The sequence below is a fragment of the uncultured Duncaniella sp. genome (assembly GCF_910577345.1).
In the GTDB taxonomy this organism is placed as follows: Bacteria; Bacteroidota; Bacteroidia; order Bacteroidales; family Muribaculaceae; genus Duncaniella.
Window position 1 is genome coordinate 1 of the sequence record NZ_CAJTMT010000021.1, and the last position, 26,863, is coordinate 26,863.

Here is a 26,863-nt window from a genome sequence, read left to right on the forward strand (position 1 = left end):
ACATTTTCCTCCCCCTTTCCTCCTCCCCTCGAAAGAAATTTGTAATTTTGCGGTGTTATTAAGACAACGTATACTGAATTAAGACAAGTATATGAGACAACGTTTATTTATAAGTCTGTTTATTTATGAAAATGTCAATTTTGCGTCAGAGGCTTAAGCCTTGGATGCTGCCGATAGCCATGTTGGCCGGGATGGTTTTTCATGACTTCATGGGACGGATCGAGTTCATCGCCCCCTACCTCATCTTCATCATGCTCTTCATCACCTTCTGCCGTGTGAAACCGCATGAATTCCGCATCACCGGGCTTTCCTGGGGCTTGCTCTCAGTGCAGGTCATCGGTGCTATCGCCGTCTACTTCTGCCTCCTCCCCCTCAGCCCCGACATCGCGCAAGGAACATTCATCTGTGTCTTCTGCCCGACAGCAACCGCCGCCCCCGTCATCACCGGAATGTTGGGTGGAAGCGTTCCGCGACTCGCCACCTTCTCCATCATCTCCAACGTCACCGTCGCCATCCTCGCGCCCATCCTCTTCACACTCATGGGCACCGAAGCCGACATAACATTCATGGACTCGCTCACCACCATCTCCATGAAAGTCATGCCCCTCATCATCCTCCCCCTCATCCTCGCCCTCCTCTTGCTCAAGGTAGCCCCCAAAGTCCACCGCGCGGTGGCCGAACGCCAGGCAATATCCTTCTACATCTGGGCCGTTTCGCTCTTCATCGTCGTCGGACGCGCCGTCAGCTTCATCATGGACGAACCAGCCGCTGCCGTCCCCGAAATGATACTCCTTGCCATCTTCTCGGGCGTTGTCTGCTGCGGTCAGTTCTGGATCGGACGCAAGATCGGACGCCGTTGCGGCGACAAGATTGCCGGCGCGCAGGGCCTCGGACAGAAAAACACCGTCCTCGCAATCTGGATGGCCCTCACCTACCTCAACCCCGTGTCGTCGGTAGCTCCCGCAGCCTACGTTGCTTGGCAAAACACCATCAATTCCGCCCAACTCTATTTCAAGGCCAAGCGTGATGCCAAAAACGCCACTGCAGAATCGTAACCTTTGATACAAAAGCACAAAAGTGCATAAGCGACAAAAGAATTTTATCATAAAAAATACGAATACAACTCCCAATCTTGCAGAAAACATATATCTTTTGTTTCTTATGCCCTTTTGCCCGTCTGTATCAAAAAAACGGAAAACCCAAAACAAAGTGTTAATTCAAAAACTAAAATCTCCCAATTTACGTTAAGAGATAAATAGGGCACCGCACCCTTTGCGGACGACATCTTAATCTACACGACAGATCATGGCACTCAACAGCATGTATGAGAATCTCATGGGGCTTCCCCTCTTCAACGGCGTCAGCTACAATCGCATCTCAGAGATTGTCGGCAGCACCCGTCTCGCCTTCTCTAAATATCTTCCCGGCGAGAAGATCCTCGACGCAGGCGACCCCTGTGTGCGCATGATGTTTGTCATCGGCGGCAGCGTCAGACTGACCGTCCGCAACAGCACCGACCGCTTCACCGTCAGCCAGACACTCGAAGCTCCGACCGTTGTCTCGCCTGACTTCCTTTTCGGACGAAACACTCTCTATCCGGCTACTGTCACCGCCATCGACACTGTGTCAATCATGCAGATTGACAAAAACGACTTCATCAACATCATCCGTTCCGATGAGGTCTGCCTCTTCAACTACCTCAACTACATCTCAACCAACGCACAGAAAGCCATCGACGGCGTCCTCGCCCTCACCTCAGGCTCACTGGAGGAACGCATAGCCTTCTGGATCATTGCCCTCACCCAGCGTGACGCCAAAGACATCACCCTTGCCTGCCGTCAGCGCGACCTCTACGCACTTTTCGGCGTGCAGCGCTCATCGTTCATCAACACGCTCGACAGCCTCAAATCACGCGGCATCATCGACTACACGTCCACCGAAATCCGCGTCATCTCCCGCACCGACCTCCGCTCAGTCCTCCTCAAATCCCCCGATTGACCAAACGTCCGGAAAAATCGAATATCTATTGACTCTTTAAAATCAAAATACCGATAGCCCTCCATATCTGCATGAATGCGAATATGGAGGGCTATCGGTATATCACTATCGCGAGTTTTATGGTAGAAACTCAATCATACGCTTCACACGCTCTTCCCCATCCGGAAGAGGACGCGGCCGAGTTCGCCTATCCAGAGGACAAGGGATGTCGAGAGGACTATGATTACCCAATCCTCAAGTTTGAGGGGAACGACGTTGAAGAAGTCTCCGCCGATGGTGACAATGACAATCTGACCGATAAAGATGATAGCGGCTATCATCAGGAATTCGCCACAGGAATGAAGGTGGAAAGCGCTGCGATGGGTTGCAAACGCACGGGCATTGAAAAGGTTCCAGAACTGCAGCATCACGAATGTGGTGAAGATAATTGAGAGTTCGTAAGGACTCAACCCCTGACGGCCTCCGATATGGACAGAAAGCAGGTCGGCAAGCGAGGTCACATCAGCGTGTTCAAACACATAGACCATCCCGAGCACAATCGCAGCGAAAAGCAAGCCGACACCTCCGATAAAGCGCCACATGCCCCCTGTGATGATAAACGCATGGCGGTCGCGGGGCTTGGCATCCATCACAGATCTCGAAGGAGGCAGCGACGACAGCGCCATCGACGCGAAGGTGTCCATAATCAGGTTGACCCATAGCATCTGCGTGACGGTAAGCGGCGATTCCGTACCCATGAAGGCACCGACAAGCACCACCAGACAGGCCACGACATTGACCGTCAATTGGAAAAGGATAAACCGTTGCAGATTCTGGAACAGCGACCGTCCCCACATCACGGCGCGGCCGATGGATGCAAATGAATTGTCGACAATAGTGATGTCGCTCGCCTCCTTGGCCACCGACGTACCGTCGCCCATCGAAAGCCCTACATTAGCAGCTTTCAGCGCAGGAGCATCATTTGTACCGTCGCCGGTGACAGCCACTACATTTCCATTCTTCTGCAGAGCCTCCACCAGCCTCTTCTTGTCCATCGGACGTGCGCGGGCAATGATTTTCAAATCACCCACACGGTCGAGGAGTTCTGCATCTGTCAGCTCGCCGAATTCAGGGCCGGTGATGATGTTGCGCTCCCCGTCGCCCGGTTGCCACAGACCAATCTGACGGCCTATCTCACGCGCGGTGGCAGGAGTGTCGCCGGTGACGATCTTCACAGCGATTCCGGCATCGATACATTCCTTTATCGCATCCGGCACCTCCGCCCTGACAGGGTCAGCAATGGCAACGATACCAATAAACTCAATACCGTCGGCATCCACGCCATCATCACCGATACCCTCCGCACCGTCAGGCAGCAGACAAGTCGCGAAACCAAGCGTACGCATTGCCTTCTCCTGATAGCCGAGAAGCTGACTGTTGATATGGCTACGCTCCACTCCGCCGGCAACACTGTCAGCCATCGCCATGACGATTTCGGGCGCACCTTTCACGAACAGACGCTTCCCTTCAGGAGTAGCCACTACGGTAGCCATATACTTGCGTTCGGTTGTAAACGGCAATTCCTTCACCACCTTGGCCTCTTCACGGAGCTTGCGGTAATCAACACCGTTGTCGCGGAGCCAGAGCAGAAGAGCGCCTTCGGTCGGATTGCCGAGCACCGACGGATGCTCAGGATTCGAGAGGTCAAGCTGCGCAGTCGAATTGACAGCAATCGCAGTCTCTATCAACTTGCTTGTCGCATCGTCGCCAAGTTTCTGCGACGGTAACGCGAAGAAATCAGTCTCAGCCACGCGCATCTGATTCTGCGTCAGCGTACCGGTCTTGTCCGTACAGATGACAGTCGTCGCACCCATAGTCTCGCAAGCGTGCATCTTCCGGACGAGGTTGTTGGTGCGGAGCATACGGCGCATACTGTAGGCCAGACTGAGCGTGACAGCCATCGGCAGACCTTCAGGAACCGAAACCACAACGAGCGTCACGGCAATCATGATGCTCTGGAGGAAATATGCGATAAACGACAGCCACTCGAACTGGCCGTTCTCGATGAAATACATCACTATGCGCCCGACGATGACAGCTCCGCCAATCAGATAACTGCCCTTGGTGACAAGTCCGCCGAGCCGTTCAAGCTGTTCGGTCAGCGGAGTCTTGGTTCCGTCGTCGATATGGGCAGCCTCATAGACCTTACCGTTCTCAGTCGAGTCACCGACAGCAAACACCTCGGCCACACCATGCCCCTCCATAACGCGGGTTCCGCGCATCACATGGTCCGACGGAAATGTAGCCTCCGGATCGAAATGCTCCGGATCCGTTGTCTTCGAAGCCATCGGTTCGCCGGTCAGGGTCGATTCGTCGACATTGAGCTGAGTCGACTCAAGCAGACGGGCATCAGCAGGAATCTCCTGACCGGTATTGAGAATGATGATGTCGCCGACAACCACATCCTTCTTTGAAATCTCGGTCGGATTACCGTCGCGTATCACCTGGACGAGTTCATCGTCATTCACCTGATTCAGAATCTTGAACTCATCCTCAGCCTTCTTCTCGAAGTAAAACGAAAGCCCGGTGGCAAGAAAAATCGCCATGAAGATACCGACAGGCTCGAAAAACACCGTGCCCCCCTGGTCAAGCGCGAAATATTCATAGCAGGAAATCAACACTGACAACACTCCCGCCATAAGCAGGACAATTATCAATGGATCCTTGAACTTGGCTAAAAACAGATGCCAAAGCGACTCCTCGGCTGGAGGAGTGAGCACATTTGCTCCATGCAGACGGCGGCTTTCCTCAACCTGCTGTCGAGTCAGTCCGCGATGAGGGGCAGAATTAGGTGTCATATAGTCGAAAGTGAATTTTAAACGGGCACAAAAGTATTACTTTAACAAATTATAAACAAATAAGGGTCATTAATATTTCATTAAATTCTTGTTTATTGAAAATTTTAACGGACTCAATCATCTTTTATGTCTCCCCTATCTGCATGAAATCAGACAATAGACTTTAAAAGTAAAAAATTGCGACAACAGCAACTTGTTTGATTTTGCATAATAAGGAATAAAACGCTATCTTTGCATTGTTTGATTTAAGAAGGTGCTTAATAAACTTTTCGCCTCTTAAATGGTCATAAAATAAAAGGGCATATTATGATAGCGATACCTAAGACCGGACAGATTGATTCCATAGTGTTTGCGAATTATATTCTTAAACATTATGGCCCGATGTCACATTTGAAACTTCAAAAATTACTGTTTTACTGCGACGCATATTGCTTGGCCTTTTTTGGAAAAGAATTGCTGTCAGACAAATTTGAAGCGTGGGTCCACGGTCCCGTATGCCGGAAAGTATTCAATGAAATGAGAGGTGCCTCGCTCCTCTATTCTGATATGTCCTACTCCCCCATCAATGGGATTGACGAGGATTCCCATTTCAATAACCTCTCCATTGATGTCCGCGAATTGCTGAATGATGTGCTTTCAAATCTGGCTCAGTGGACGGGTATTGAACTTGAACGTGCAACCCACCGTGAATTGCCGTGGATTGAAGCAAGACAAGGCTACGGAGAAGCCGACAAATGTCATGTGGAAATTGCAAAAGAGACAACCCGCAAATTCTACCGCACCCAACAAGGACTATAATGGCCAGGTTCAAACCATCGGAACGATCTTCCGTAATTCTGGAAAGAGGTTCTGTGTCGGATGAAAAGAATACGTCCAACTTCAAGATTTCGCTCGCATATTTCGATCCGCAACAACCGTTCGCATCGAGCTTTCATCATTGGCAATCCGTTGGTTTGCTGAGCCGTGCTATGGAGACTCTTCAAGGATTCTGCAAAAGGCCGTTACGACAACAGATAGATGGTGAGAAATTTGCTGTTTACCAATCATTTCCACCAGCTGATAAAACGAGATTTGAATACCCCAAGCATGTCCCTGAAGATGCTGAATGGGCAAGAATCCATGTAAACGGTCCGGCTGTGCTGGTGGGTCATATTGTCGGAGATACCTTCTATCTGGTATTTCTTGACAAAACGCATAAATTCTGGTTAACCAAAAGAGTTACCGGCAAATAACTCTCCCGATAATTTTGCCTTTGAATCATCTACACAGGTGCTTATGAAACGTTTCTTCTATTTTCTACTGTTATGCCTGCTTGCATCGCCGGTCGTGACGATGGCTGGAAATCCACGGTCGTATGGCAGAGTTGGCTTTAGCGGGGCTCTCACATCGTCGGACACCTACTCTCTTGAAGCCTCGTATCATCAGATGTTTGGCTCCTACATCGGTATTGGCGGAGCTTTGGGCTACTGGGCGAATTACTATGAAGTCGGTTGGGCTTCCGGTCCGAACTGGAACATTGACAGCGACGACAACAAACCGTCGAACTTCTTCCTCCGTCCCTCCCTCGTGCTCAAATCGCCCGGCATCAGATACCACGCCACCCGCTGGTCGCTCTATGCCGAACCCGGCGTGATGCTCAACATCCCCTATCGCCGGGTGTGCATAGAAAGCACTCCGGAATGGCCCAAAACCGACTATCACTACATCAGCACCAACAAAGGCCAATGGGCCGCCGTAGACCTGCGCATAGGTGTCTGCGCCACAATCGGCCCCTGTGAGGTAATCGCAGGCTACATGATGTCGAACCTCGATATCTACAGCCAATACCGCCACCTTTCGTATCAAGGAAAATCATTCAAGGATTTTTATCCTACGAAATCATTCATGCAGGGAGCCTACATCACACTCACCTACAACCTCAGCTATTACTATTAGAATTACAGACAGCTTTTAACGACTACGATTAGAGATGCCTCCGGTTTTTCACCGACCACCTGACGCCACCCCTTATAAGACCGTACAAACAGTTTCTCACTTCCCAAGCGGGACATTTTTAGTCTTTCCAAACCTGCGGCGACGCTCCTGCTCCAGACGGCGGCGCTGTCGGCGCGTCATTCTATAAGTAATACTATCGTCTTCGGCTACTTCACGCATAGCCATAGTAATTACCCGCTCAATATCGCTGTCGGTTGGAATCATGCATGAATCTGTCCGGTTAGTCTCTTCGCAATCAGTGGATTTAGCCACAGGCTCCGACGCTTGGCAACAATGACAATCCGACTCCTGACTCTCTGCCGACTCCACAGCACCCTTAGCCTTCCTTCCCTTTGCCCGTTCCCTTGCCCTGCGTGAACGTCTCATAGCCTTATCTATCTCAGGACGCAACATGGCAAATACCAACCTCAAGCTCGCATCTGTATCTTCCACCACCACAACGCCTTCCGAGATATACAGATCAATCATGGCTTTCATCGCTGCATACGTCTCGTCCCCGCCTCCAATGCAAGCGGCAGCTTCACGCAGACGGTTGTCAATGTCGACATAAAATTTCCGTGACACACACTGACGCAACTTCTCACTCATCCTCACACTTCCTTTGGCAGAGCGTTTCACACTTCCCTTAACAGACCGTTCCACTCTTTCCTTGGCTGACCGTTTCACACTTCCTTGACCAGAGAATTCCACCCTTTCTTTGGCAAACCGTCCCAAACTTCCTTGACCAGAGAATTCCACCCTTTCCTTGGCAGACCGTCCAAAGCATTTTTCAGTCTTCTCCGTCATCATACCATTTGTTTTCACAATTGATTTTTCCTTTTTCATAGTCATTTTAATGGGTTTCATGCTTGTTTCCATAACCGATGTCAATTTGTAAATTTGTTTCCACAAATTTACGATGCAAAAAAGCCGGGAACAGTGCGATTATGCAAAATCACCGCAAAAAATTCACATCCTCACCCCTCCCCACCAATGCACCCTTTCCTTCCCAAAAGGAAACTTTTTCCATTTTCTTTCCTTCTGAAAAGGAAACATTTTAGAAATCTTTCCTTATTAAAAGGAAACTTTTCCCAAATTCTTTCCTTTCTAAAAGGAAAGTTATTATATTTGCATTATGAAACGTAAAGAAGTTATTCAAGGCATAATCTCAACAATGCAACAGGAGATACCATTTCCTGTGATATGCCGAGATATGGAACTGCCAATAAACAGCGGTCAAATGATTACTGTTCCCGGAGTAAGACGCTGCGGCAAATCTTCCATGATGAAAATTGTGGCCAACAATCTGGTGGCATCCGGAATAGATTCGTCAAGAATCCTTTGGGTAAACTTTGATGATGAACGACTCGACGGTATGAATAGCGATGAACTCGATGAGGTACTCCAAGCTTACCGTGAAATGTTTCCATCCATCCGGCTAAATGACATCTATATATTCTTCGACGAAATTCAACATGTCGAAAAATGGGAATTGTTTGTATTGCGCGTATATAAGACATATTGCAAGAACATTTATGTTTCTGGAAGTAATGCACAGATGCTCTCATCCGAACTATCGAGCGCATTGCGCGGCTGGCCGTTGGAATATGAAGTATTTCCCTTATCTTTTCATGAATACTGTAAGTTTAAGGATATTGCAGTAGACAAATACTCAGAAGAAGGACGTGCCATACTTCTGACCACTTTCAAAGAATATCTTCATGCGAGCGCATTTCCGGAGGTCACGCTTATGGAAGAAAAATCATTGCAAATCCGGAAAGTTCAAGCCTATTTCAACACGATGCTTTTCAGGGATCTCGTGGAACACTACAAGCTCAACAACCCTGATATTGTGAGGTATTTCGTAAAACGCATCATGGCCAATCTCACAAAGCCGACTTCCATCAACAGCATCTACAACGATTTGAAATCAAGAGGTTTAAAAATCAGTAAAGACTCTCTCTATGAACTTGCCGACCATGTTTGTGAGATATTTATGTTTTTTAAAATACACAAGTATTCCACCTCACTGATAAAAGAAGCCAACGGACTGCCAAAATATTATTTTATTGACAATGGCATGAGAAATTCAGTACTTTTGCCTCAGAGTGGAGATGAAGGAAAACTTCTTGAAAACGCGGTTTTTCTTCAATTGCGCCGAAATTTGTCACCTATGCAGAAAATCACATACTTCTCGGAGGAACACGAATGTGATTTTATCGTTCAGACAGAAGACCGGATTGACCAACTTATACAGGTTTGCTTATCGATGACCGATGAGAGTACCCGCCTTCGTGAACTCAAAGGCATGAAAGAGGCCAATCGGGTAACCGGATGCACAAATTGCACAATCGTAACCCTCGAAGAATCCGACGAAATCGAATTTGAAGGTCTAAAAATCAATATTGTACCCGCTTGGAAATGGTTCCTGCCATAAAAATTCCATTTTCATAAAATGCTATGATTTAATATGAGAATATCGGCTAAAACTGAAAAGCCAAAAAGACAGAAATAAATAACGGATTCATCCAATTTCCGCTAATTTAAGATTTCAGTTCCTGATATTCATTTCATTTTTTCCAAGACCATTGAGATTCTCCATCCATTAGGCAAAAAAATTCATTGATTTTGCCTACATTTGCTAATGAATAAAAAACGTGGCAAATTTTTCGGATATGATTGATTCCATCAGCATTGAAAATTTCAAAAACCTTTCGGGGCTTACCATTCCCGAACTATCACGCATAAATCTTATTTCCGGCAAAAACAATGTCGGCAAATCTTCTCTGCTTGAAGCGTTAGGAATTTTTATTTCTGATACTGAATTGCTCGAAATAATAACCAATCGTGGAGAATTCCATAAAAGTTATCAAGGCTCCGGAAATCCTGCTGATTCCGACCGTAATCTTGAAGCTTTATCTTCGATTTTCACAGGTAGGGAAAAGAGTTGTGATGAAAGCAAGCGCATCACCATTAGGGATGCTGAAAATGTAGTGACTCTTGGATTTCAGCAGTTTGCACAGGTAGCTATTCCTAATGAAGATGGTGTGATTTCACAAAGGTTCATCAAGATTAATCACCCTGATGATCTTAGCCACGACCTGTGGCAGGCGTTGGAAATCACCCGCAACGGGATGGTTTCATCCCGATTGTTTACTGACAAAAAATTGGACTCTATCCGTTTTCATGACTCATTGAAACAGAATGGATTCAAAAATCTAATTGTCATTAATTCAACTGATAATGACGACACGGAATGTGCCTCTTCCCTATGGGATAGAATTACACTTACCGATAAGGAGCAACACGTTATTGAAGCTCTGAGAATCATTGAACCGGGAGTGGAAAATATCGCTTTCCTCGAATCGCCTGCACTTCGTGGACGTTATCCCGTAGTCAAAGTCAAGGGGATATCCGGCAGAATACCGCTTCGGAGTATGGGAGACGGTATCAACCATATCCTTTCTTTCATCCTTGCGATAGTCAACTGCGAGGATGGATGTGTGATGATTGATGAGATTGATAACGGTCTTCATTACAGTGTGCAGAAACAGTTGTGGGAAATCATATTCAAGATTTCAAAAAAACTGAATGTCCAGATTTTCGCCACCACCCATAGCTCCGACTGCATCAGTAGTTTTGGTAAAGTCCTGTCGGCCGATGATAATATGTCTGAAGGCCAATATATCCGTCTTGAATATAAAGGAAATAAGGTCTGTGCCACTACCTACAATCCTTCGGAACTGGACATCGTAGCGGCTCAAAACATCGAAATAAGATAGGCCATGGCTGAACGACACGACCGCCAACTATTAGTGGAGGGCAATGACGATTGTCACGTCCTCTATGCGCTATGCGAGAAGTTCAAGCTTCCCGAGACTTTCGACATCATCGACTGCAAGGGAATCGGGAACCTTTTCAAAGGACTTCCGACACGCATCAAAAGTTCCGGTGCGATAAACACCATCGGCATAATCATAGATGCGGATACCGATATTTTGGCCAGATGGGAAACTGTGCGCAACATCCTGCTTTCGTCCGGAAAATATGACAATGTCCCCAACATCTGCCCTGAAGGCGGACTAATCCTGCATCCTATCATCCCGGAAGACATTACATTCGGTGTATGGATTATGCCGGACAATAAGACCAACGGCATGTTGGAGAATTTCACAACATATCTTATCCCTAATGACGACAGACTACTGCAAGTTGTCGACGAAACTTTGGACCGTATCGAATCTGAAGGACTGAACCGATATGAATTGATCCATCGCGAAAAAGCCCGCATCCACTCATGGCTGGCATGGCAGGAAACTCCGGGAACACCAATGGGACTTGCCATCACAAAGAAATACCTCTCCACCGAACCTCCTGTATGTCAAGCCTTCGTCAAATGGCTAAACAGTCTGTTCAATCAAGAGTGTATCAAATAGTTCAATGAAGCATCTTTCACCTATCATGCTTGCCGGGACGGGGAGTGATGTCGGCAAGAGTTTGATCGCCACAGGTCTATGCCGTATTTTCAGGCAGGACGGCTACAGCCCCGCGCCTTTCAAGGCACAGAACATGGCACTGAACTCCTACGCCACGCCCGACGGTTTTGAAATCGGGCGCGCTCAGGCCGTACAGGCAGAAGCCGCCGGTATCCCCTGCTCCACCGACATGAACCCTATCCTGCTGAAGCCATCCGGCGAACATACCTCGCAAGTTGTCCTCAACGGCAAACCGGTCGGCAACCGCAACGCCTACGAATATTTCCGCAAAGAAGGGCGCGAGGAGCTGCGGACACTCGTCCACGAAGCCTTTGACCGCCTTGCCTCCCGCTTCAACCCCATCGTGATGGAGGGTGCCGGAAGCATTTCCGAAATAAATCTGAAGGACAGCGACCTTGTCAACATGCCTATGGCAAGATATGCCGACGCAGATGTCATCCTCGTCGCTGACATTGACCGTGGAGGAGTGTTTGCGAGTGCCTACGGCTCAATTATGCTCCAGAACGAGGAGGACCGGCGGCGCATCAAGGGCATCATCGTCAACAAATTTCGAGGCGACATGCGTCTCTTCGAGAGCGGACGCCGGCTGATGGAGGAAGTCTGCGCAGTCCCTGTGCTCGGTGTTGTCCCCTACGCTCCCGACATCCACATCGAAGAGGAGGATTCGGTTGCTCTCGGACTGAAAGCCACAGGCATGGCGCGCGACAAGGTGAACATAGCCGTAGTCCTGCTGCGCCACATCTCAAACTTCACCGATTTCAATGTGCTCGAGCGCAATCCCGACGTAAACCTATTCTATACCAACAATGTCGACGATATTCAGCAAGCCGACATCATAATTATCCCCGGCAGCAAGTCAACCCTTTCGGACCTCTGCGAACTGCGTCGCAACGGGCTTGCACAAGCCATCCTGCGCGCTCGCCGGGAGGGAAAGACCGTCATCGGCATCTGTGGCGGCTATCAGATCATGGGCATGGAAATCTGTGATCCCGAGGGGATTGAGGGAAACATCGAAAGGCTACCGGGCCTCGGACTGCTCCCGACGCGCACAATCCTTGAAAGCGACAAGGTGACCCGTCAGGTCCAATTCCGCTTCCTCGACTCCGACGCACCATGCAAGGGTTATGAGATACACAATGGACGGACTGTCCGCGAGGCTGACAGCCGTCCGCTCAACAGCATTGACGGTGACGGTCGCATGGACGGATGCTTCGCCGATGACCGTTGCTTCGGCTCCTACATCCACGGACTGCTCGACAACCCGACGGTCATCGACTTTCTCCTCCAACCCTATCTCAAAGAGAAATCGGGCAAAGACTTCGACTATACGGCCTACAAGGAGGAGCAATACGACCTCCTTGCCGCACATCTGCGCAAACATATCGACATAGACCGTCTTTACAGCATAATGGAAAGAAAATGATAGAGGGACACGGCGACGACTGTTTCAGATATGGCTCTAAGATACGCCATAATTTCAGCACCAACATCTGCTCCGACGTTGACCATGCCGGACTGATGGCCCATCTCTCCACTCTCGGTGAAAAACTCAGCAGCTATCCCCCGCCGGTGCCTGCCTCCGTCGAAACTCTCTTGGCGGAAGAGGCCGGAATCGGGGCTGACTGCGTGATGGTCGCAACCGGAGCCACGGAAGCCATCTACCTGATTGCGCATCACTTGCATGGAAGCCATTCAGCCATCGTAAGCCCTACATTCCGCGAATATCAGGACGCTTGCAGTGTCTATGGCCATCAGATTTCGTTTATCAGCGACTTGTCGTGTATTCCCGCTGACGCGCAGGCCGTATGGCTCTGCAACCCCAATAACCCGACCGGACAGGTCACTGACAAAAACCTCCTGCTCAAGACCATAGATGGCCATACGGACATCATTTTCATCATCGACCAAGCCTATTGCGACTACACCTCCCAACCTGTCCTATCGGCTCGTGAGGCCGTGGATTGCCCCAACGTTATCCTCCTCCATTCATTGACAAAACGTTTTGCCATCCCTGCCCTACGCATAGGCTATGCCATTGGAAATCCACGACTGCTGTCATCTGTCAAGGAACTGCGTATGCCCTGGGCTGTCAACCTCTTCGCCATCGAAGGGGCGGAATATCTGCTCCGTAACGGCAACGGCTATCGCATCGACCACCGTCAGCTCCATGCCGAAGCGTCGCGAATCGCATCTCGGCTGACAGAGTTGGGAATAAGCGTCCTCCCTACCGACTGCAACTTCATCCTCTGCCGTCTGCCTTGGGGAAAAGCCTCTGATTTGAAAAACTTCCTCATTGACCGTCACGGCCTGCTCATCCGCGATGCCTCGAACTTCCAAGGTCTCTCCGATGCCCATTTCCGCATCGCGGCCCAAAGCCGGAAAGAAAACGATTTATTGATTTCAGCTATCAAACAATGGATGTCATTATCATAACACTGCTTCCTCTTTTCCTCGCATGGATGCTCGACCTGATATTCGGCGACCCCGCGCGTCTGCCCCATCTCATCGTCTATTTCGGCAAGGCGATCGCCTATTTCGAACACCGCCTCAACAAAGGGAAACACCGTTTGGCAAAAGGCGCTTGCGTAGCCATCGGGCTGATAATCCTCTCATTTTCCCTTACATGGGGACTGCTCGACCTCATCGCCCCGTGGCCGTGGCTGACAGTCATCGTGAAAACAGCACTTATATTCTATTGCCTTGCCGGAACCACCCTCATCCGTGAAGTCAGGATGGTCTTTCTTGCCCTCGACAAGTCGATTGACGCAGGCAGACGACAGGTGGCCCGCATCGTAGGCCGCGACACGGCGCAACTCTCTGAGGATGAAATCCGGACCGCCGCTCTTGAAACTCTATCTGAAAATCTGAGCGACGGCGTCGTGGCTCCGCTCTTCTGGTTCGCGCTGCTCGGTGTACCCGGAATGGTGGCCTACAAGATGGTCAACACACTCGATTCAATGATTGGCTACCGCAACAAACGTTACAAGGATTTCGGATGTGTGGCAGCTCATATCGACGACATTGCCAACTATATTCCCGCCCGTTTGACAGCATTCCTGATGGTCATTGCGGCCGGAAAACCGGGCTTGCTCTCCTTCGTCAGACGTTTCGGACGGCAACACGCAAGCCCCAACAGCGGTTACCCCGAAGCGGCCCTTGCCGGTATCCTCGACTGCCGTTTCGGAGGCCCGCACGACTACTTCGGCGAGACCGTCGACAAACCCTACATCGGCACCACCGACCGCCCACTCACCACCACCGACATGCGCACAGCCGTCCGCATCAACCGCATCGCCGAAACCCTCGCCATCCTCACCGCAGGACTCGCAAGACTGCTGATGATATGACATGGAATTTTGCCACACAAATTCAGACACTTCAAATTGCAGCCGGGGTCATGTTGACAATATGAATCTTTATCATAAATATTTTACCAATAGTTCCTTATTCCGCGGGAAATTTGAAAACTATGGGTACCGTAAACCATACATTGACTTTCTTGCCGTTAAGTGTCCCGGGACTAAATTGAGGAAAAGAATTGACAAGCCGGATTGCCTCTCTGTCTAACGCAGAATCCTTACCTCTTACAATCGTTGGTTCACATACATTACCTAAGGTGTCAACATAGAATTTTATGACAACTCTTCCTTGAATACCGGCGTCCAACTGTTCTTTGGGATATTTCAAGTTTTTGGCAATAAAATTCATCATCGCCGCATTACCTCCCGGAAATTCAGGCATTTGTTCAACACAGTTATAAATATCCTTGTCATCTGGATTTTTAGGTAATTCATCCGGCATTTCACCCTGCGTAACAATAACATCAGAAATATTGGCTACCTCTCCCTCTTTAACGCCACTATTATCAAACACTGAATCTATCGCCTCAATTTCGCCTTCCTCCTCTTCTTCGCAATCAAGAATCATCGCACCCTGAAGCAACTCCGTAGGCTCACCTTGCAGCTTATCACTATCGTCTGTCGTTTGATTTGAGGACCTGCCGCAGCCTGAAAATGCAATCATACCGGCCGATATTCCGGCAAGCACAACGGCTTTACCCATAAGTTGACGGGTGCGGAGCTGTTGCTCCAAATATCGCACCTCAGCCTCGCATTTGGGACACGTTCCAAGACAGTCCCCTTTGTAGCGACACTCCGACGTTACAAACTCTATATCATTCGCTTCGGCTATCTGCCGACGAATCTCTTTCAATATCTTACAGGTCTGCTTTCCTCGTGCCATAATCATGTCCTTAATAATCCAATAATAGTGGTACTTTATGTTCAATAGCAAAATTTACAGCTTGATATAGCATGGAAAATGCACATTGTGCCAATTCTTCTGTTCGGTATTTTACTCCTTGCTTTTTACGAAGGAGAAAACCAAATAAAGGCTTGGATTCCTTTTGTTTTACCGGAAAATAATATTTGTCATCTCTCCATGACAGTATGGTATGCTCATCTGCTCTCCATATCCGCCTGTTCAGTTCTTCTAATTCCTGTTTCAGCAATGGCAGTGTAGAAACGCGTGCTTCAACTCCGGTAGGCAAATTGATAGTAAACATAGCCTTGTCTTCTATTGGCAGCCAATGAGCCACTTCGGATAGCAACGAAATATCGGTTTTCTGTGACATACTTTTTTTGACAATAGGTTCATCAAAAGCACTCCAACCGTTTTCAACATATTCCGGCAATGGACAGCCTTGTAAATGACACGCCTGTAACATCACCAATGCACCGAAAGCCTCCCAATCCGGCTTGTCAGTGAAGTAGTCGCGTTCATTTATCTCGTCCCATAACGGATGAGGCATGGGTTCGCCTATTTGTTCTAAACCTGCAGCTAATTTTTCTGTCCACTGGCATATTATGTCACGAACCTCCATTATCTCCGCTTTATCCTCTACTGGTTTTATTTCATTACCAAGCCCATCTGTCATTACGCACTTTTGGCCATTAGCCTCAGCTATTTGCTGCACTTTGTTTTTCCAGTTGTGGCTATAGTAACGGGTCAATGTCCCGGCATAAATATCTAATCCCATGTGAATAACTGTATTAGCGTTTATAGGTGAATAAATCTAATTTAGAGTAGCCAAGTGCGGAGAGAGCCTTACGGCTTTCCTCGCGGTCGGCGTCGGTATTGAAATCCGGAATAAGCGGAAGACGTATCATGCAGTCTTTCTGACGGTCTGCCTCGGCAATCAGGCACAAATTAGAAAGCACACGCGAATTATCCTTACCTGTGTATTGACGGTAAATATCCGCGTCCATATCCTTTATGTCGATAATCCAAGAATCTACCACCGGGAGCAGAGCCTCGATATTCTCTTGGGGAACATTCAGCGATGTTTCTAATGTCAGCCTCCATGACGGGCCACACAGTTCACGGAAACAGCGGATAAAATCAGGTCGTAATGCAGGTTCTCCACCACCGAAAGTCACACCACCATTGGTGGCGATGAAATAAAGTTCATCAATTCTGACTTCATCATAAAGTGACCGTGGAGTGTATTCCTTGAAGCGGTCGCTATCACCGAGCGATTGTGGATTCAGGCAGTAATGGCAGCGGAGCGGACAGCCGTGGAAAGCGACAAGCGTGGTCACGCCATCGCCGTCGGTGGAGAGGCGATGACGGGAGATGCCAATTATTTTTGCTCGGTCGGGAGGCATAAGGCTGTCGGATCGGCATAAGAGCCTATCGCAAAGATAATCAGAATATTTGATATAAAAGTGGTTTAAGCGCATAAAAATCGCCGTTATATCCTGACAGCCGCCGATTTATGAATAATGGTCGCTGAATAATCCACCCTCAATAGGACAAACCCTTCGCTATCAAAAACCGGAACTTCCTGTGCGTGAGCAGGGGGAGTTTTTCTGTTATGTGGGCGATTGATTCTTCTTCCCAATAATCAAAATGATAGAATAAACAGCCAGAACGATAAATTGCAAGGTGTTAATGCATAAGAGATAGAACCACCATGTAAGTCCCGCGCCACCTTCGCTCTTGAACAGTAGTCCGTAACTCAGCAGGAAATTATATCCCAACCAAAATATAATATTGTATAATGCTGTTCGGTATCTGAACTTACGAATAATGGCTATGGCAATCAGCGACAGAGCAAACGCCACAGCAAGGAGCAATGTATCTTCACTCCATGATGAGCATAAGCATACTGAAACAGCCATAATTGCTCCGATAATCCATAATAGCCAAAATCGGTTATCGTAGTGTACCATATAATATTTCATTAAGACATATAATTCACGATTGCCGACTTATTCTTTGCAAAAAATTTACGTGAATTAATATTCAATGCTCCAAGAGCACGCGTTCCTTTTTCTCTTATATAAAAGAACGGGAAATTTACTGTTGCCACAAACTGCTTTCCTGAGTAATCCAACATTATCTGATATTGCTTGTTTATATCGTCATACGTTGTATTCAAAATAACACAACTATCTGGTAGAAGTTTCTTTGTCTTTCGCATAACGTAACATTGCTTAAGCCAATTGTCATATAGAAACATACCGTTTGAAACAACAAATACAATGAGAATGAAGAGTAATCCAAATGTAATGACCTGACCGGATATTGGATCTCCATTATTCATTTGAATAAATAGGCAGATTGAAAATAACATTATACAAATTGCCAACACCCATGATATTGAGAACAGGAGGGCATCTTTTAATGCAAATAAGAAAGAGGTATAATAGGTCCTTTTTGTACCTCTCCAAAATCGTTTATCGGTCAGTTTCATGGTCTAATATACAAATTATTTACTGATACGATCTCTTTAACTTGAAACTGTGGCAAAGACGTCTTAACATGCATATAAAAGTCATATCCAAAGTCTATTGAAAAACCATGTAATTTATTGGAGAAAACAGCCCAGCAGAACTCTCTAATACATAATCGTAGATAATCAGAACACGATGAAACAGACACTCTCAGTCCCTGTTTAATGTTTTGAGCAGCCTCTAATAATTGTTTATTACATGACCGTTGACTAAAACTATCCCTTATGTCGTTTTCGCATTCGAGATGATTGATAATTAAGTAGGAGCAACCAGATAAACGTGCTAATGTCACAGCTACATCAATATATCGCTGTTCAATTTTCAAGTACTCTTCTTCTGACAAAATTCCATTATAAAAATTTCGGCCTATTTCCCAAAACGAAGTCCACTCGTTCCTAAGATAACATCCATTTCCGTCATATAAATCCGGTCTATACTTTGAAATAGAATATTCTTTCATAATTTACCTCCTTCTCAAATCGTTTATGAACCGATGTGCTTCAGTAGGAGACATCCACGGCACAGAATCTTTCGGGAGCTTTATTTGTCTCTCCGTTTCAACTCTCTCCACCAATAATGTATCTGAGTCAGTTATCGATAATATGTCATTTTTTGATACAGAAAGGGTTATCAATACTGAATCCAAAAGATTTCCTTTTCCGAATGAACGATACTCTATTTCTGCTAACTGAATATAGTCGGATCTGTGATATTCAATACTGGAGCTGTCACGGTATTCGATTGTTGAAAAATCTTTCGGCATCACAAATACCATTTTATCATAACCGATTGTGTTTGCATGAAATATGCTATCAATCTGTGTGTCAATAACATTATTATGTTGGTGATAAGCTGAACTGTCAATCGGAAACACATGGATACTTTTATAATAGTCATTCCAAATTTTCAGGCTGCTATAACCATGATCTTCATTTACTATCCAATTTTCAGCACATATATCAAATTCCACATCATCTGAATTGTATAATTCTTTGATAAATACTCCATCTGATTTTCCTAACCTAAGTGCCGGCTTTGCCATTCCTCCACCTGTTGTAAATAAAACATACTTACCCCTTTCAGATACAAAATTAGCCTTTGACACGATGAACGTGAAATAAAAAGGTATAAAAAGTAGTATTGTGGCTACAAAATCAATCCGCAACCACCATTTTAATAATTGGGGTTTGTCAAGGCCGCGACTTAAAGGTAATGCAAGTATTCCAATAAGATAACCAGCCAACATAAACCAAGCCAAAAGATTCCACCTCCAAATATAAGGTTTACCTTCGACTGCCCACATCATAAGATATACAATAGGTATGAGTGCGAGTTGCATCCACACCATCCATAGACATACTTTATATTGGAGAGACCCTTTCATCCGATTAAATCTTTTATTGATTTTGCCTGCTGTGCCAATCTCATAAGGACAGACCTTGATATATCTTCATCAAGTGTATCATACATTTTTAGTAATAAGTCTTTTAATTCATCAAAATCAATACTTTTATGCGTATCATCGAAATATAGCTGTTCCGACTTAAAATGCAGTATCCTATTTATTATTATTACTGTCCGCTAAACCATAAAGGCACTTGCCCAACCTCTTGAGAAGTAGAAGTTGGGCTTTTTTTGTGCAAGGACAAGCCCCTCTTAATGATTCTCGTTCGTTTCGGGTGGTGATTCCGAGGCCTGCTCGAGCATGATTTTGAGGTCGGCGTCTGGTTGGTTGAAGAATGTCTCAAGATTTAGATAGTACATGAGGACGATTCTTACCATTGTGGCTAATCCTGAGAAACTCCAAGGACGCGAAAGTGAGCTTTGAAGCACTGAGAGCAGCAGGTTGGCTATGAGTGTAACCCAGATCTGGATTTTTATGGCGTTGGCACTCTCGCCATAAAAATACCGCAATGGAAAATTTTGTTTTATCTGTTTGAAAAGCGACTCTATCTGCCACCTGCGGCGATATATGGCGACGATTGTCTCAGGGCGCATATCAAAGTCGTTTGTAAGCAAGGTGACCAACTTAGGCCGTTTCCCCTTTTTGTGGTCAACATATGTGATCATGCGGGCTATATGGTTGATGTCGCCCTTGCGGAATACAACTATCTGCTCACGGTACACCATCTTACCCTCCGGTGTAATCTCCATGAAATCAAACAGGAGCTCATATCTGAGGTTTTGCTTCATTTTTGTGACGTATATCACATCGCGGCCGGTCAGTTCCTCAAATTTCTCATAGTTGATGTAGGCGCGGTCGAGGGCCACAATCTCATGGTGATTGTAATGAGACGGAGCGAGCATAAAAGAGTCGTTGGTTGCGGCGGAAGTGAACCTGACATCGCATGGTACACCCTCATTGGCGTGTATCACGGAGTGTACTTTGATACCGCCTTTCTTCTTCCCTGTTTTGGGGTGACGGCCGACACCCTTGAAAATCATGTTGGAGAATAGAGTGATAGTCGTCGAATCGATGATCCTGAGGGCTTTTATCCACGCTTCGGTGCCGTTTCTGCGGCTGTCCGATGAAAGTTTGCTTTTGTTGGACTCATAGAGGTCCCGATAGACCTCCTCAAAAAATTTTTCCGGCCTTCTGGCATTGGCATCAGAGAGTGTGCTGCGCTTGGACACTTTTTCTATTCCCAAATGTGCCAGTTTACGGACTTCGGCGGTCATAGCGGCCTCTATCTCACGCAGTGAATCGAAACGCATGATTACCGCAAACAGCATTGTCAGTAGGTGAACATAGCCGTCAAAGCTCTTTACATACCTTTCTCCGCCGTTTTTGCGGCTCATTTCAACAATTTTTGCCCGGTCAAGTGATTTTATCAGCTGACCATACACCGGCTGTCCGAAAAAATGGGTACTTTTGCTCATGGTTATTCGGTTTTGTTTGGCGACAGCTAAATAACCAAAATGGGCTGACTCCACCAAATGGAATCAGCCCTAATTTTTTCATCGCTTAAAATTTTTTAGCGGACAGTAATAATTTATTATATTTGATTTTCTTTTTCCAATCAATCTAAATATCTGTCCCTGCTGATCTACATATTCGTGATTTAGATAGTATCGGTCAAATATATGTTTGTTGTCCGGATAATCCCAATAATCGCCGATATGTAACGCTTCAAGAATATCGGAGTTCAACGATGGTATTGATATGTTGAGTATTGGAAACCTCATGACTCAACCCTCCTTTCCTGAAAATAATATTGTGGATTCAGGCAGTAACGGCAGCGGAGCGGACAGCCGTGGAAAGCGACAAGCGTGGTCACACCATCGCCGTCGGTGGAGAGGCGATGACGGGAGATGCCAATTATTTTTGCTCGGTCGGGAGGCATAAGGCTGTCGGATCGGCATAAGAGCCTATCGCAAAGTTAGCCATTATATTTGGATTTCAGTGCATTATTGACTTTTTTGTGTAACTTTGCATCATGACAGCAGAAATCGATACACCAAATCTTCCGGTTGGTTACGCTGAATGGCGTAGAAAAATCGTAACGCTCATTGAGAATGCCAAACTCAATGCGGCCATTCATGTGAATACCGATATGCTTTCTTTGTATTGGAGCATCGGCAGTGACATTATCCGTAAGAAAAAAGAACTTGGCTGGGGCGCGCAGGTAATAGAACAGTTATCCTTGGACCTGACACGCAAATTCCCCGAAGATAAAGGCTACTCCGTGAGAAACCTGCACTATATGAGACGTTTTGCGGAAAACTATCCCGACTTTCCAATTCTGCAAGTGCCACTTGCAGAATTTAAGAACTTACCAATTTCGCAAGCGGCACTTGCAGAATTAGCTGGCGACAAAGACTGTGTGGATATTCCGTTATCGACCATAAGCTGGTATCACCACATATCCATGTTGCCGAAAATCAAGAATAATGCGGAACGTGCCTTCTATATCCTTGAAACTACCCGTAACGGTTGGAGCCGGGACGTGATGCTGTCAAAGATAAACGGCGGTTATATGAAAACCATCGGTAATGCTGTGACCAATTTTACACGGACTTTACCGGAATATCAATCGGATCTCGCACGATATGCGTTCAAAGACCCTTATAATTTCAGTTTCATAGGCACGATGGCTCTGCAACATGAGCGCGACATAGAGAACAGTCTTGCCGAGCGAATGACAGAGTTTTTGTTGGAACTGGGGCATGGATTCGCCTATGTAGGCAGACAATATAATGTAGTAGTTGATGGCGATGACTATTATATTGATATTCTGATGTATCATCTGAAACTCCATTGTTATGTGGTTGTCGAATTAAAGGCAGTTGAGTTTATACCCGAATTTGTAAGCAAACTGAATTTTTATATCTCGGCTGTTGATGAGTATGTGAAATCACCTGAAGACAAACCGACCATCGGTCTTTTGCTCTGCCGTAACAAAAGCAATAAAAAGGCTGAGTTCGCATTGAGAGGTATAACGCAACCGATGGGTATAGCCCAGTATGAAACCGAAAAGCTATTCAAGGATGTTGCCTCAGCGCTGCCGACAGTCGAGGGGATTGAAGAAGAATTGGATTATTGAAGTTGAAAATCACTCTTAATCCCCTGCATCATCTCCGGAGAGGAGTCCGGTTCCGCTTCAATCAGAGATATGTCCAGAATCAGTAATTTGCCGTCTGTCTCTACGGCTCTCACCGGAATCTTAATAGGTTCGGTCTCCGGCCTCCATTTATATTTGACCAGGTACCAGTCATCTTTAAGCGGGCAGACAATCAAGGATTTAATGCCGTATTGACAGACATCCTGCGCATGAATGACTGCGTCGACATCATATTTTTGCGTGTAGCCTCTGAGTTTTTCAATGAGTTCGGTGGATGTATATGCTTTCAAAAGCTCGAAATTACTCTCCTCATTATTTTCTGCATTCCTCATGTATTGGACATAGAATTCCTTGATTTTCGCTTCACACTGCCCGTATGAATAAAAGGTGCAGAGCGAAAACATACCGACCAAAAGCGTTCTAAAAACTCGCATATTCATGATTCCGAAACTTACTGATACGAGATACAATGGGAGACTCTCAGAACCTCCATATAGGATAATCAAAGGCCTTGCTGCCGTTTTTCCGATGGAAGTACACGGTAAGGCCAATGGCCAAGACGATGCTGACGATACGGAGAATATTCGAAATCAGCCCTCCTGCAGCAACCTCAGTGCCTGTCACGTTGAATATTATCCATGCACCATTCATCAGTATATGAAGAAAAACCGGGACCCACAAGTCGAACTTCCACGCTGTGTACATCCAACTGAAATAAAGAGCGCCGATAAATGTCACCCCAACAGCAGCCATACACGACATTAAGTCATGCCCCTGATATATGTGAGGATAGGCAAAAAGGAGAGCCGGCAGGATGGTTGCCCAGAAAAATCCCACCTTTGCATACCGGAAGAAGAGACCGAACATGAAACCACGCCATATAAATTCCTCTATAAAACCGGGCAACACGCATCCCTTGGCAAGCAACGAGAAACTCCAATCAGGATTTACCGACCCGATAATCGGAAAAACGAGGTAAAGTGGCAGCACAGAAATCACAGCAACCAACTGTCCTTTCGTGTACTTTGAACCAAGTCCGAGAAACGAAAATATCTTTCCGGGCTTCATCACTATGCAAAGAATAAGGGCAATGAGTATGACCATTAGAAGATCCTTCGCAGTGTAATAGATGACCGTATGCCTCGGCAGTCCTAACCATGATGCCACACGCCCGACATTATACCATGCGAATTCTACCATAACCGATGCAATCGCCGCAAAAGCCACCCTGCCTATTTTGGAATTCAATTCTATCATATTTTCGTTATTTATCAATACAAAGTTACACGTTATAGATAGAAAAATTCTCAACAAATGTTGAATATCGCAAAATCTTAAACGTTTTTTCCCGACAATATCGGAAAAATCGGCACAAGCCGTAACCACAGTGCATTAAATTCGTCAACATCTGAAAAGGGTACAGAAAGACAGAAGGTCAGAAGATACAAAAAGATTAATTCCAGTAAATTATACTTCTGTTGCTTTTGTTTATTATGTTCTTTTGTATCTCTTTTCATTTTCCATGAACCGGATTTTCAGATTGAACCAAAGTTTCCCGGATTGACTGCTGAAATTTTTTTCAAAAAAAATTTTTCTGCGAATAGTAGTTTTTCAATCGCTTGTCGTCTTAGTGATAAAACCCGCTTGTTCTCCTGTCCTCCGGTCGGGTTTGGTCATCGTAGCGCTGAATGGTTGGTTGTGCCATGCGCGAGTGATGACACTATCGTAAATCATTTTGCTAACAGCGTCTGCTATTTGTCCCGGCAACAAAAAGTGACCGTCCGAAAAAGTTGAGAGGCAATGGCATTCGCACAAAAAAACTTGAATGCCAATGGACAGATATTCAGTGGTAAGGCCACTCATTGCCTTATTTTTACTTATCAGCATGACTTTTGGAAACACAGTGCAGGCCAACGGCAGTATGAAACCAATGACCGACAGCATCGGCATGACCTCATCCGACAGCCGATTCAAACCCTCACAGCTCATCGTACCCGGAACAATGATTGCCGTCGGGACTCTCGGAGTCATCAAGGGAGGGCCGTTGCACAAGGCAAAACATGCAGTCAAAGACCATCTCGACAAACTGCGCGGTGAGGAAATTTTCTGCCTTGACGATTACACCCAACTGTTTCCGGCCATCACATATCTCTGCATGGGTGGCAGACATGCCAAACATTCTTTCAAGGAAAGAGCTGTCGTAGGAGCTACGGCCTATATGATTATGGCCTCGATAGTCAACACGGCAAAATATACCATCCGCGAACAGCGCCCCGACGCATCGACCCGCAACTCCTTCCCATCCGGCCACACAGCCACTGTGTTCACCGGCGCGGAACTCATGCGCGAGGAATACGGACCCGGCTGGGGCGCCGGAGCCTACACCCTCGCAACTATGGTCGCTTTCCTGCGCATGTACAACGGCCGTCACTGGCTCAACGACGTAGTTGCCGGAGCGGGAGTGGGCATACTCTCCGCACGCCTTGCCTACCGTATGCTCCCACTCTATCAGCGTTGGTTCCATTGGGACAACAATAACTCCGACTGCACCGCCATAGTCCTCCCCTCCTTCAACCCCGACAACAAAAACTTCGCAATCAACGTGACAGTCACGTTTTAAAAATGCTGTATCAAATCTATACCGGAGATACAAAAGCACAAAAAGAGCATAAGCAACAAAAGATTATAATAAAGAATATGAGGATAATCCTCAGTCTTAAAGAAAACTTTATATCTTTTGTTTCTTATGCTCTTTTTGTGCTTTTGTATCAACTAAATGAAATACTGAATCATGATAAAACTCCTCTTTAAATCAGAAATCCAAATCACACCTCCATCTCGACTATTTCGCCGTAGGTGGGTTGGGAGGCGAAGGCTTCGGTGTCGGACATGCCGCGGAGCGTGGCGAAGGCGTGGATGATGATTCCGCCGTGGGTGAAGATGGCGATTGTCGTGTTGGATAGTATCGGATTATCGTTGCTGAAATGCTTTGTCCGGAGGTCGGAGATGAAGTCAAGAAAGCGGGCGCGCTGCTGCATGGAAGATTCGCCTCCGGTGGCGGGGACGTTGAGAAAATCGTCATACCAAAGCTGCAAACGCGAATCGGTGATTTCATCGTAACGCTTCATCTCCCAATCGCCGAAGTTCATCTCCATAAGCCGCGAATCCAGTATAGGAGTATCATAGCCACAATACGCCGCTAACTTCAAGCAACGCGAAAGCGGACTCGAATAGACCGCATCAAAACTGTATTTTTCCAGATTTCTCTTTACGATGACAGCTTCGTCAGGGAAACCACCGGCAAGGGGCACATCCGACTGCCCGTAGCATACGCCCCGTGGGACGGCAACTGAGGTGTGGCGTATGAACACAAGTTTCATGTCCTAAATTACTTAAATATTGGTTGACGGCGCCATGTACGCTGATAATAAAAACACCTGAACATCAGCGACAATATGCTATCGCGGAAATAGCAATCAGCATTGAAAGTTCACAGATAAGGAATGTGGCCCCACAGCAATCACCGGTGTAGCCGCCGATTTTACGCCACATCATTGAAGCGAGAAAGAGTCCTGCAATCACCGGAGCTATGGCCGCGAATGCAAATAACGGATTGAGAGCGAGAAGCGGGAAGAGCGGCAACACTCCGCAGACAATCTGGAAAATCAGCTTCCCCCACCCCATGCGCGAGTAGGAAATACGGTTTTTAGCACCTTCAGGACGTGCATATTGCAGGAAATTTGTCAACTGCCCCGCACAAAGTTTCCCGAATGGATCAGCCGCAAAAATGGCGCAGGCAGCCACAAAAGGAGGAAACGATGCAAGCAGGCTTACGAGGAGAAGGAAGTAGAATATCAGCCCGATAACGCCGTAGGTCCCGATATGGGAATCCTTCATAACGGCAAGGATTTTTTCTTTTCCTCCACCGCAACCGAAGCCGTCGCAATAGTCGGCCAGACCGTCCTCATGGAGCGCACCGGTCAGAAGCACACGCACGAGCAGCGCACAGATGACTGCGGGAAAAGCCGGAAGAACAGTTCCGAAACCAATCAAGGCAAGAGCCGTCACACCTCCTGTCAGCCATCCGACCAAAGGCCAGAAAACAACAGCATCCGAATAATCCTCCTGCGACGGACTCACCAAACGCCACAACGGCAGACGGGTGAAAAGAATGACAGCAGCAGCAAATTTTTTCATCA

The 26,863-nt window shown here is 46.7% G+C and carries 26 protein-coding genes and 1 pseudogene; 13 read left to right on the forward strand and 14 right to left on the reverse strand.

Annotated features, from left to right (window positions below; translation table 11 throughout):
- Window positions 1-125 precede the first annotated feature (125 nt).
- Together QZ310_RS09530 and QZ310_RS09535 are read left to right on the forward strand one after the other, a co-directional pair.
- Window positions 126-1,055 (forward strand): transporter, encoded by a 930-nt coding sequence (locus QZ310_RS09530; RefSeq protein WP_297072275.1) that lies wholly within the window; start codon window positions 126-128, stop codon window positions 1,053-1,055.
- Window positions 1,056-1,305: 250 nt separating this feature from the next.
- A complete protein-coding gene (locus QZ310_RS09535) occupies window positions 1,306-1,998 on the forward strand; it encodes a Crp/Fnr family transcriptional regulator (RefSeq protein WP_297072276.1) in 693 nt (230 codons plus the stop codon).
- A gap of 143 nt (window positions 1,999-2,141) precedes the next feature.
- Here QZ310_RS09535 and QZ310_RS09540 read toward each other — a convergent pair whose 3' ends face one another.
- Window positions 2,142-4,835: a calcium-translocating P-type ATPase, PMCA-type gene (locus tag QZ310_RS09540; RefSeq protein ID WP_297072277.1), complete on the reverse strand. Its 2,694-nt coding sequence runs from the start codon at window positions 4,833-4,835 to the stop codon at window positions 2,142-2,144.
- Window positions 4,836-5,216: 381 nt separating this feature from the next.
- Here QZ310_RS09540 and QZ310_RS09545 point away from each other — a divergent pair, with 381 nt between their 5' ends.
- From QZ310_RS09545 to QZ310_RS09555, 3 genes are read left to right on the forward strand one after another with little or no spacing between them, the layout of a single operon-like run.
- A complete protein-coding gene (locus QZ310_RS09545; protein ID WP_297072278.1) occupies window positions 5,217-5,633 on the forward strand; it encodes a type II toxin-antitoxin system antitoxin SocA domain-containing protein in 417 nt (138 codons plus the stop codon).
- A complete protein-coding gene (locus QZ310_RS09550) occupies window positions 5,633-6,067 on the forward strand; it encodes a hypothetical protein (RefSeq protein ID WP_297072279.1) in 435 nt (144 codons plus the stop codon). Before QZ310_RS09545 ends, QZ310_RS09550 begins: the two co-directional genes overlap by 1 nt.
- A 43-nt stretch (window positions 6,068-6,110) precedes the next feature.
- Complete coding sequence (locus tag QZ310_RS09555; RefSeq protein ID WP_297072280.1) at window positions 6,111-6,770, forward strand: hypothetical protein; 660 nt, start codon at window positions 6,111-6,113, stop codon at window positions 6,768-6,770.
- A 96-nt stretch (window positions 6,771-6,866) separates the two neighbouring features.
- Here the strand turns inward: QZ310_RS09555 and QZ310_RS09560 are convergent, their stop codons facing one another.
- Window positions 6,867-7,676: a hypothetical protein gene (locus QZ310_RS09560; RefSeq protein ID WP_297072281.1), complete on the reverse strand. Its 810-nt coding sequence runs from the start codon at window positions 7,674-7,676 to the stop codon at window positions 6,867-6,869.
- Between the two features lie 268 nt (window positions 7,677-7,944).
- On the opposite strand from QZ310_RS09560, the gene QZ310_RS09565 reads away from it, so the two are divergent.
- From QZ310_RS09565 to cbiB, 6 genes are all read left to right on the forward strand, one after another.
- The gene (locus QZ310_RS09565) at window positions 7,945-9,246 is read left to right on the forward strand and encodes an ATP-binding protein (protein WP_297072282.1); all 1,302 of its coding nucleotides are present in this window, start codon (window positions 7,945-7,947) and stop codon (window positions 9,244-9,246) included.
- A 238-nt stretch (window positions 9,247-9,484) separates the two neighbouring features.
- Window positions 9,485-10,591 carry an ATP-binding protein gene (locus QZ310_RS09570; protein WP_297072283.1) on the forward strand — a complete coding sequence of 369 codons (1,107 nt, stop codon included), beginning with the start codon at window positions 9,485-9,487 and terminating at the stop codon, window positions 10,589-10,591.
- Window positions 10,592-10,594: 3 nt separating this feature from the next.
- Entirely contained in the window at window positions 10,595-11,245 is a 651-nt protein-coding gene (locus tag QZ310_RS09575) for a DUF3226 domain-containing protein (RefSeq protein ID WP_297072284.1), read from the forward strand.
- Between the two features lie 4 nt (window positions 11,246-11,249).
- Window positions 11,250-12,728, forward strand: coding sequence for a cobyric acid synthase (locus QZ310_RS09580; protein WP_297072285.1), 1,479 nt, complete (start codon window positions 11,250-11,252; stop codon window positions 12,726-12,728).
- Entirely contained in the window at window positions 12,725-13,738 is a 1,014-nt protein-coding gene (locus tag QZ310_RS09585; RefSeq protein ID WP_297072286.1) for an aminotransferase class I/II-fold pyridoxal phosphate-dependent enzyme, read from the forward strand. Before QZ310_RS09580 ends, QZ310_RS09585 begins: the two co-directional genes overlap by 4 nt.
- Complete coding sequence (cbiB, locus tag QZ310_RS09590; protein WP_297072287.1) at window positions 13,720-14,652, forward strand: adenosylcobinamide-phosphate synthase CbiB; 933 nt, start codon at window positions 13,720-13,722, stop codon at window positions 14,650-14,652. The genes QZ310_RS09585 and cbiB overlap by 19 nt, the downstream gene beginning before the upstream one ends.
- 97 nt (window positions 14,653-14,749) lie before the next feature.
- On the opposite strand, the gene QZ310_RS09595 is transcribed toward cbiB, so the two are convergent.
- The 8 genes and pseudogenes from QZ310_RS09595 to QZ310_RS09630 all read right to left on the reverse strand — a co-directional run.
- The gene (locus QZ310_RS09595; RefSeq protein ID WP_297072288.1) at window positions 14,750-15,547 is read right to left on the reverse strand and encodes an energy transducer TonB; all 798 of its coding nucleotides are present in this window, start codon (window positions 15,545-15,547) and stop codon (window positions 14,750-14,752) included.
- A gap of 10 nt (window positions 15,548-15,557) precedes the next feature.
- Window positions 15,558-16,343, reverse strand: coding sequence for a hypothetical protein (locus QZ310_RS09600; protein ID WP_297072289.1), 786 nt, complete (start codon window positions 16,341-16,343; stop codon window positions 15,558-15,560).
- Window positions 16,344-16,356: 13 nt separating this feature from the next.
- Window positions 16,357-16,971, reverse strand: a complete 615-nt coding sequence (locus QZ310_RS09605) for a radical SAM protein (RefSeq protein ID WP_297072290.1) — start codon at window positions 16,969-16,971, stop codon at window positions 16,357-16,359.
- Window positions 16,972-17,549: 578 nt separating this feature from the next.
- A complete protein-coding gene (locus tag QZ310_RS09610; RefSeq protein WP_297072291.1) occupies window positions 17,550-18,062 on the reverse strand; it encodes a hypothetical protein in 513 nt (170 codons plus the stop codon).
- Complete coding sequence (locus QZ310_RS09615; protein ID WP_297072292.1) at window positions 18,059-18,562, reverse strand: hypothetical protein; 504 nt, start codon at window positions 18,560-18,562, stop codon at window positions 18,059-18,061. Before QZ310_RS09615 ends, QZ310_RS09610 begins: the two co-directional genes overlap by 4 nt.
- Window positions 18,563-18,565: 3 nt before the next feature.
- A complete protein-coding gene (locus QZ310_RS09620; protein ID WP_297072293.1) occupies window positions 18,566-19,441 on the reverse strand; it encodes a hypothetical protein in 876 nt (291 codons plus the stop codon).
- A 317-nt stretch (window positions 19,442-19,758) separates the two neighbouring features.
- Window positions 19,759-20,982, reverse strand: a complete 1,224-nt coding sequence (locus QZ310_RS09625; protein ID WP_297072294.1) for an IS4 family transposase — start codon at window positions 20,980-20,982, stop codon at window positions 19,759-19,761.
- A 335-nt stretch (window positions 20,983-21,317) separates the two neighbouring features.
- Window positions 21,318-21,446 (reverse strand): annotated as a pseudogene (locus QZ310_RS09630) (radical SAM protein); the annotation flags it as partial.
- A 93-nt stretch (window positions 21,447-21,539) separates the two neighbouring features.
- Between QZ310_RS09630 and QZ310_RS09635 the strand changes: the two are divergent.
- On the forward strand, window positions 21,540-22,646 hold the full coding sequence (locus tag QZ310_RS09635; protein ID WP_297072295.1) for a PDDEXK nuclease domain-containing protein: 1,107 nt from the start codon (window positions 21,540-21,542) through the stop codon (window positions 22,644-22,646).
- Here QZ310_RS09635 and QZ310_RS09640 read toward each other — a convergent pair.
- Window positions 22,640-23,104, reverse strand: a complete 465-nt coding sequence (locus QZ310_RS09640; protein ID WP_297072296.1) for a hypothetical protein — start codon at window positions 23,102-23,104, stop codon at window positions 22,640-22,642. The two genes, QZ310_RS09635 and QZ310_RS09640, sit on opposite strands and share 7 nt — an antisense overlap.
- A 40-nt stretch (window positions 23,105-23,144) precedes the next feature.
- The gene (locus QZ310_RS09645) at window positions 23,145-23,921 is read right to left on the reverse strand and encodes a CPBP family intramembrane glutamic endopeptidase (RefSeq protein ID WP_297072297.1); all 777 of its coding nucleotides are present in this window, start codon (window positions 23,919-23,921) and stop codon (window positions 23,145-23,147) included.
- Window positions 23,922-24,549: 628 nt separating this feature from the next.
- Between QZ310_RS09645 and QZ310_RS09650 the strand changes: the two genes are divergently transcribed.
- Complete coding sequence (locus tag QZ310_RS09650) at window positions 24,550-25,284, forward strand: phosphatase PAP2 family protein (RefSeq protein WP_297072298.1); 735 nt, start codon at window positions 24,550-24,552, stop codon at window positions 25,282-25,284.
- A 205-nt stretch (window positions 25,285-25,489) separates the two neighbouring features.
- Here QZ310_RS09650 and cobC read toward each other — a convergent pair whose 3' ends face one another.
- Entirely contained in the window at window positions 25,490-26,044 is a 555-nt protein-coding gene (gene cobC, locus QZ310_RS09655; RefSeq protein ID WP_297072299.1) for an alpha-ribazole phosphatase family protein, read from the reverse strand.
- A 64-nt stretch (window positions 26,045-26,108) separates the two neighbouring features.
- Window positions 26,109-26,861 carry an adenosylcobinamide-GDP ribazoletransferase gene (cobS, locus tag QZ310_RS09660; protein WP_297072322.1) on the reverse strand — a complete coding sequence of 251 codons (753 nt, stop codon included), beginning with the start codon at window positions 26,859-26,861 and terminating at the stop codon, window positions 26,109-26,111.
- Window positions 26,862-26,863 lie beyond the last annotated feature (2 nt).

Bases quoted from the DNA above. Each gene is read 5' to 3' on its own strand.
- QZ310_RS09560 (WP_297072281.1), bottom strand. From the start codon at position 7,676: ATGAAACCCATTAAAATGACTATGAAAAAGGAAAAATCAATTGTGAAA.
- QZ310_RS09580 (WP_297072285.1), top strand. From the start codon at position 11,250: ATGAAGCATCTTTCACCTATCATGCTTGCCGGGACGGGGAGTGATGTC.
- QZ310_RS09640 (WP_297072296.1), bottom strand. From the start codon at position 23,104: ATGAATATGCGAGTTTTTAGAACGCTTTTGGTCGGTATGTTTTCGCTC.
- QZ310_RS09610 (WP_297072291.1), bottom strand. From the start codon at position 18,062: ATGAAACTGACCGATAAACGATTTTGGAGAGGTACAAAAAGGACCTAT.
- cbiB (WP_297072287.1), top strand. From the start codon at position 13,720: ATGGATGTCATTATCATAACACTGCTTCCTCTTTTCCTCGCATGGATG.
- QZ310_RS09620 (WP_297072293.1), bottom strand. From the start codon at position 19,441: ATGCAACTCGCACTCATACCTATTGTATATCTTATGATGTGGGCAGTC.
- QZ310_RS09635 (WP_297072295.1), top strand. From the start codon at position 21,540: ATGACAGCAGAAATCGATACACCAAATCTTCCGGTTGGTTACGCTGAA.
- QZ310_RS09535 (WP_297072276.1), top strand. From the start codon at position 1,306: ATGGCACTCAACAGCATGTATGAGAATCTCATGGGGCTTCCCCTCTTC.
- QZ310_RS09625 (WP_297072294.1), bottom strand. From the start codon at position 20,982: ATGAGCAAAAGTACCCATTTTTTCGGACAGCCGGTGTATGGTCAGCTG.
- QZ310_RS09650 (WP_297072298.1), top strand. From the start codon at position 24,550: ATGACTTTTGGAAACACAGTGCAGGCCAACGGCAGTATGAAACCAATG.
- QZ310_RS09550 (WP_297072279.1), top strand. From the start codon at position 5,633: ATGGCCAGGTTCAAACCATCGGAACGATCTTCCGTAATTCTGGAAAGA.
- QZ310_RS09540 (WP_297072277.1), bottom strand. From the start codon at position 4,835: ATGACACCTAATTCTGCCCCTCATCGCGGACTGACTCGACAGCAGGTT.
- cobC (WP_297072299.1), bottom strand. From the start codon at position 26,044: ATGAAACTTGTGTTCATACGCCACACCTCAGTTGCCGTCCCACGGGGC.
- QZ310_RS09555 (WP_297072280.1), top strand. From the start codon at position 6,111: ATGAAACGTTTCTTCTATTTTCTACTGTTATGCCTGCTTGCATCGCCG.
- QZ310_RS09645 (WP_297072297.1), bottom strand. From the start codon at position 23,921: ATGATAGAATTGAATTCCAAAATAGGCAGGGTGGCTTTTGCGGCGATT.
- QZ310_RS09575 (WP_297072284.1), top strand. From the start codon at position 10,595: ATGGCTGAACGACACGACCGCCAACTATTAGTGGAGGGCAATGACGAT.
- QZ310_RS09565 (WP_297072282.1), top strand. From the start codon at position 7,945: ATGAAACGTAAAGAAGTTATTCAAGGCATAATCTCAACAATGCAACAG.
- cobS (WP_297072322.1), bottom strand. From the start codon at position 26,861: ATGAAAAAATTTGCTGCTGCTGTCATTCTTTTCACCCGTCTGCCGTTG.
- QZ310_RS09585 (WP_297072286.1), top strand. From the start codon at position 12,725: ATGATAGAGGGACACGGCGACGACTGTTTCAGATATGGCTCTAAGATA.
- QZ310_RS09600 (WP_297072289.1), bottom strand. From the start codon at position 16,343: ATGGGATTAGATATTTATGCCGGGACATTGACCCGTTACTATAGCCAC.
- QZ310_RS09545 (WP_297072278.1), top strand. From the start codon at position 5,217: ATGTCACATTTGAAACTTCAAAAATTACTGTTTTACTGCGACGCATAT.
- QZ310_RS09530 (WP_297072275.1), top strand. From the start codon at position 126: ATGAAAATGTCAATTTTGCGTCAGAGGCTTAAGCCTTGGATGCTGCCG.
- QZ310_RS09595 (WP_297072288.1), bottom strand. From the start codon at position 15,547: ATGGCACGAGGAAAGCAGACCTGTAAGATATTGAAAGAGATTCGTCGG.
- QZ310_RS09570 (WP_297072283.1), top strand. From the start codon at position 9,485: ATGATTGATTCCATCAGCATTGAAAATTTCAAAAACCTTTCGGGGCTT.
- QZ310_RS09605 (WP_297072290.1), bottom strand. From the start codon at position 16,971: ATGCCTCCCGACCGAGCAAAAATAATTGGCATCTCCCGTCATCGCCTC.
- QZ310_RS09615 (WP_297072292.1), bottom strand. From the start codon at position 18,562: ATGAAAGAATATTCTATTTCAAAGTATAGACCGGATTTATATGACGGA.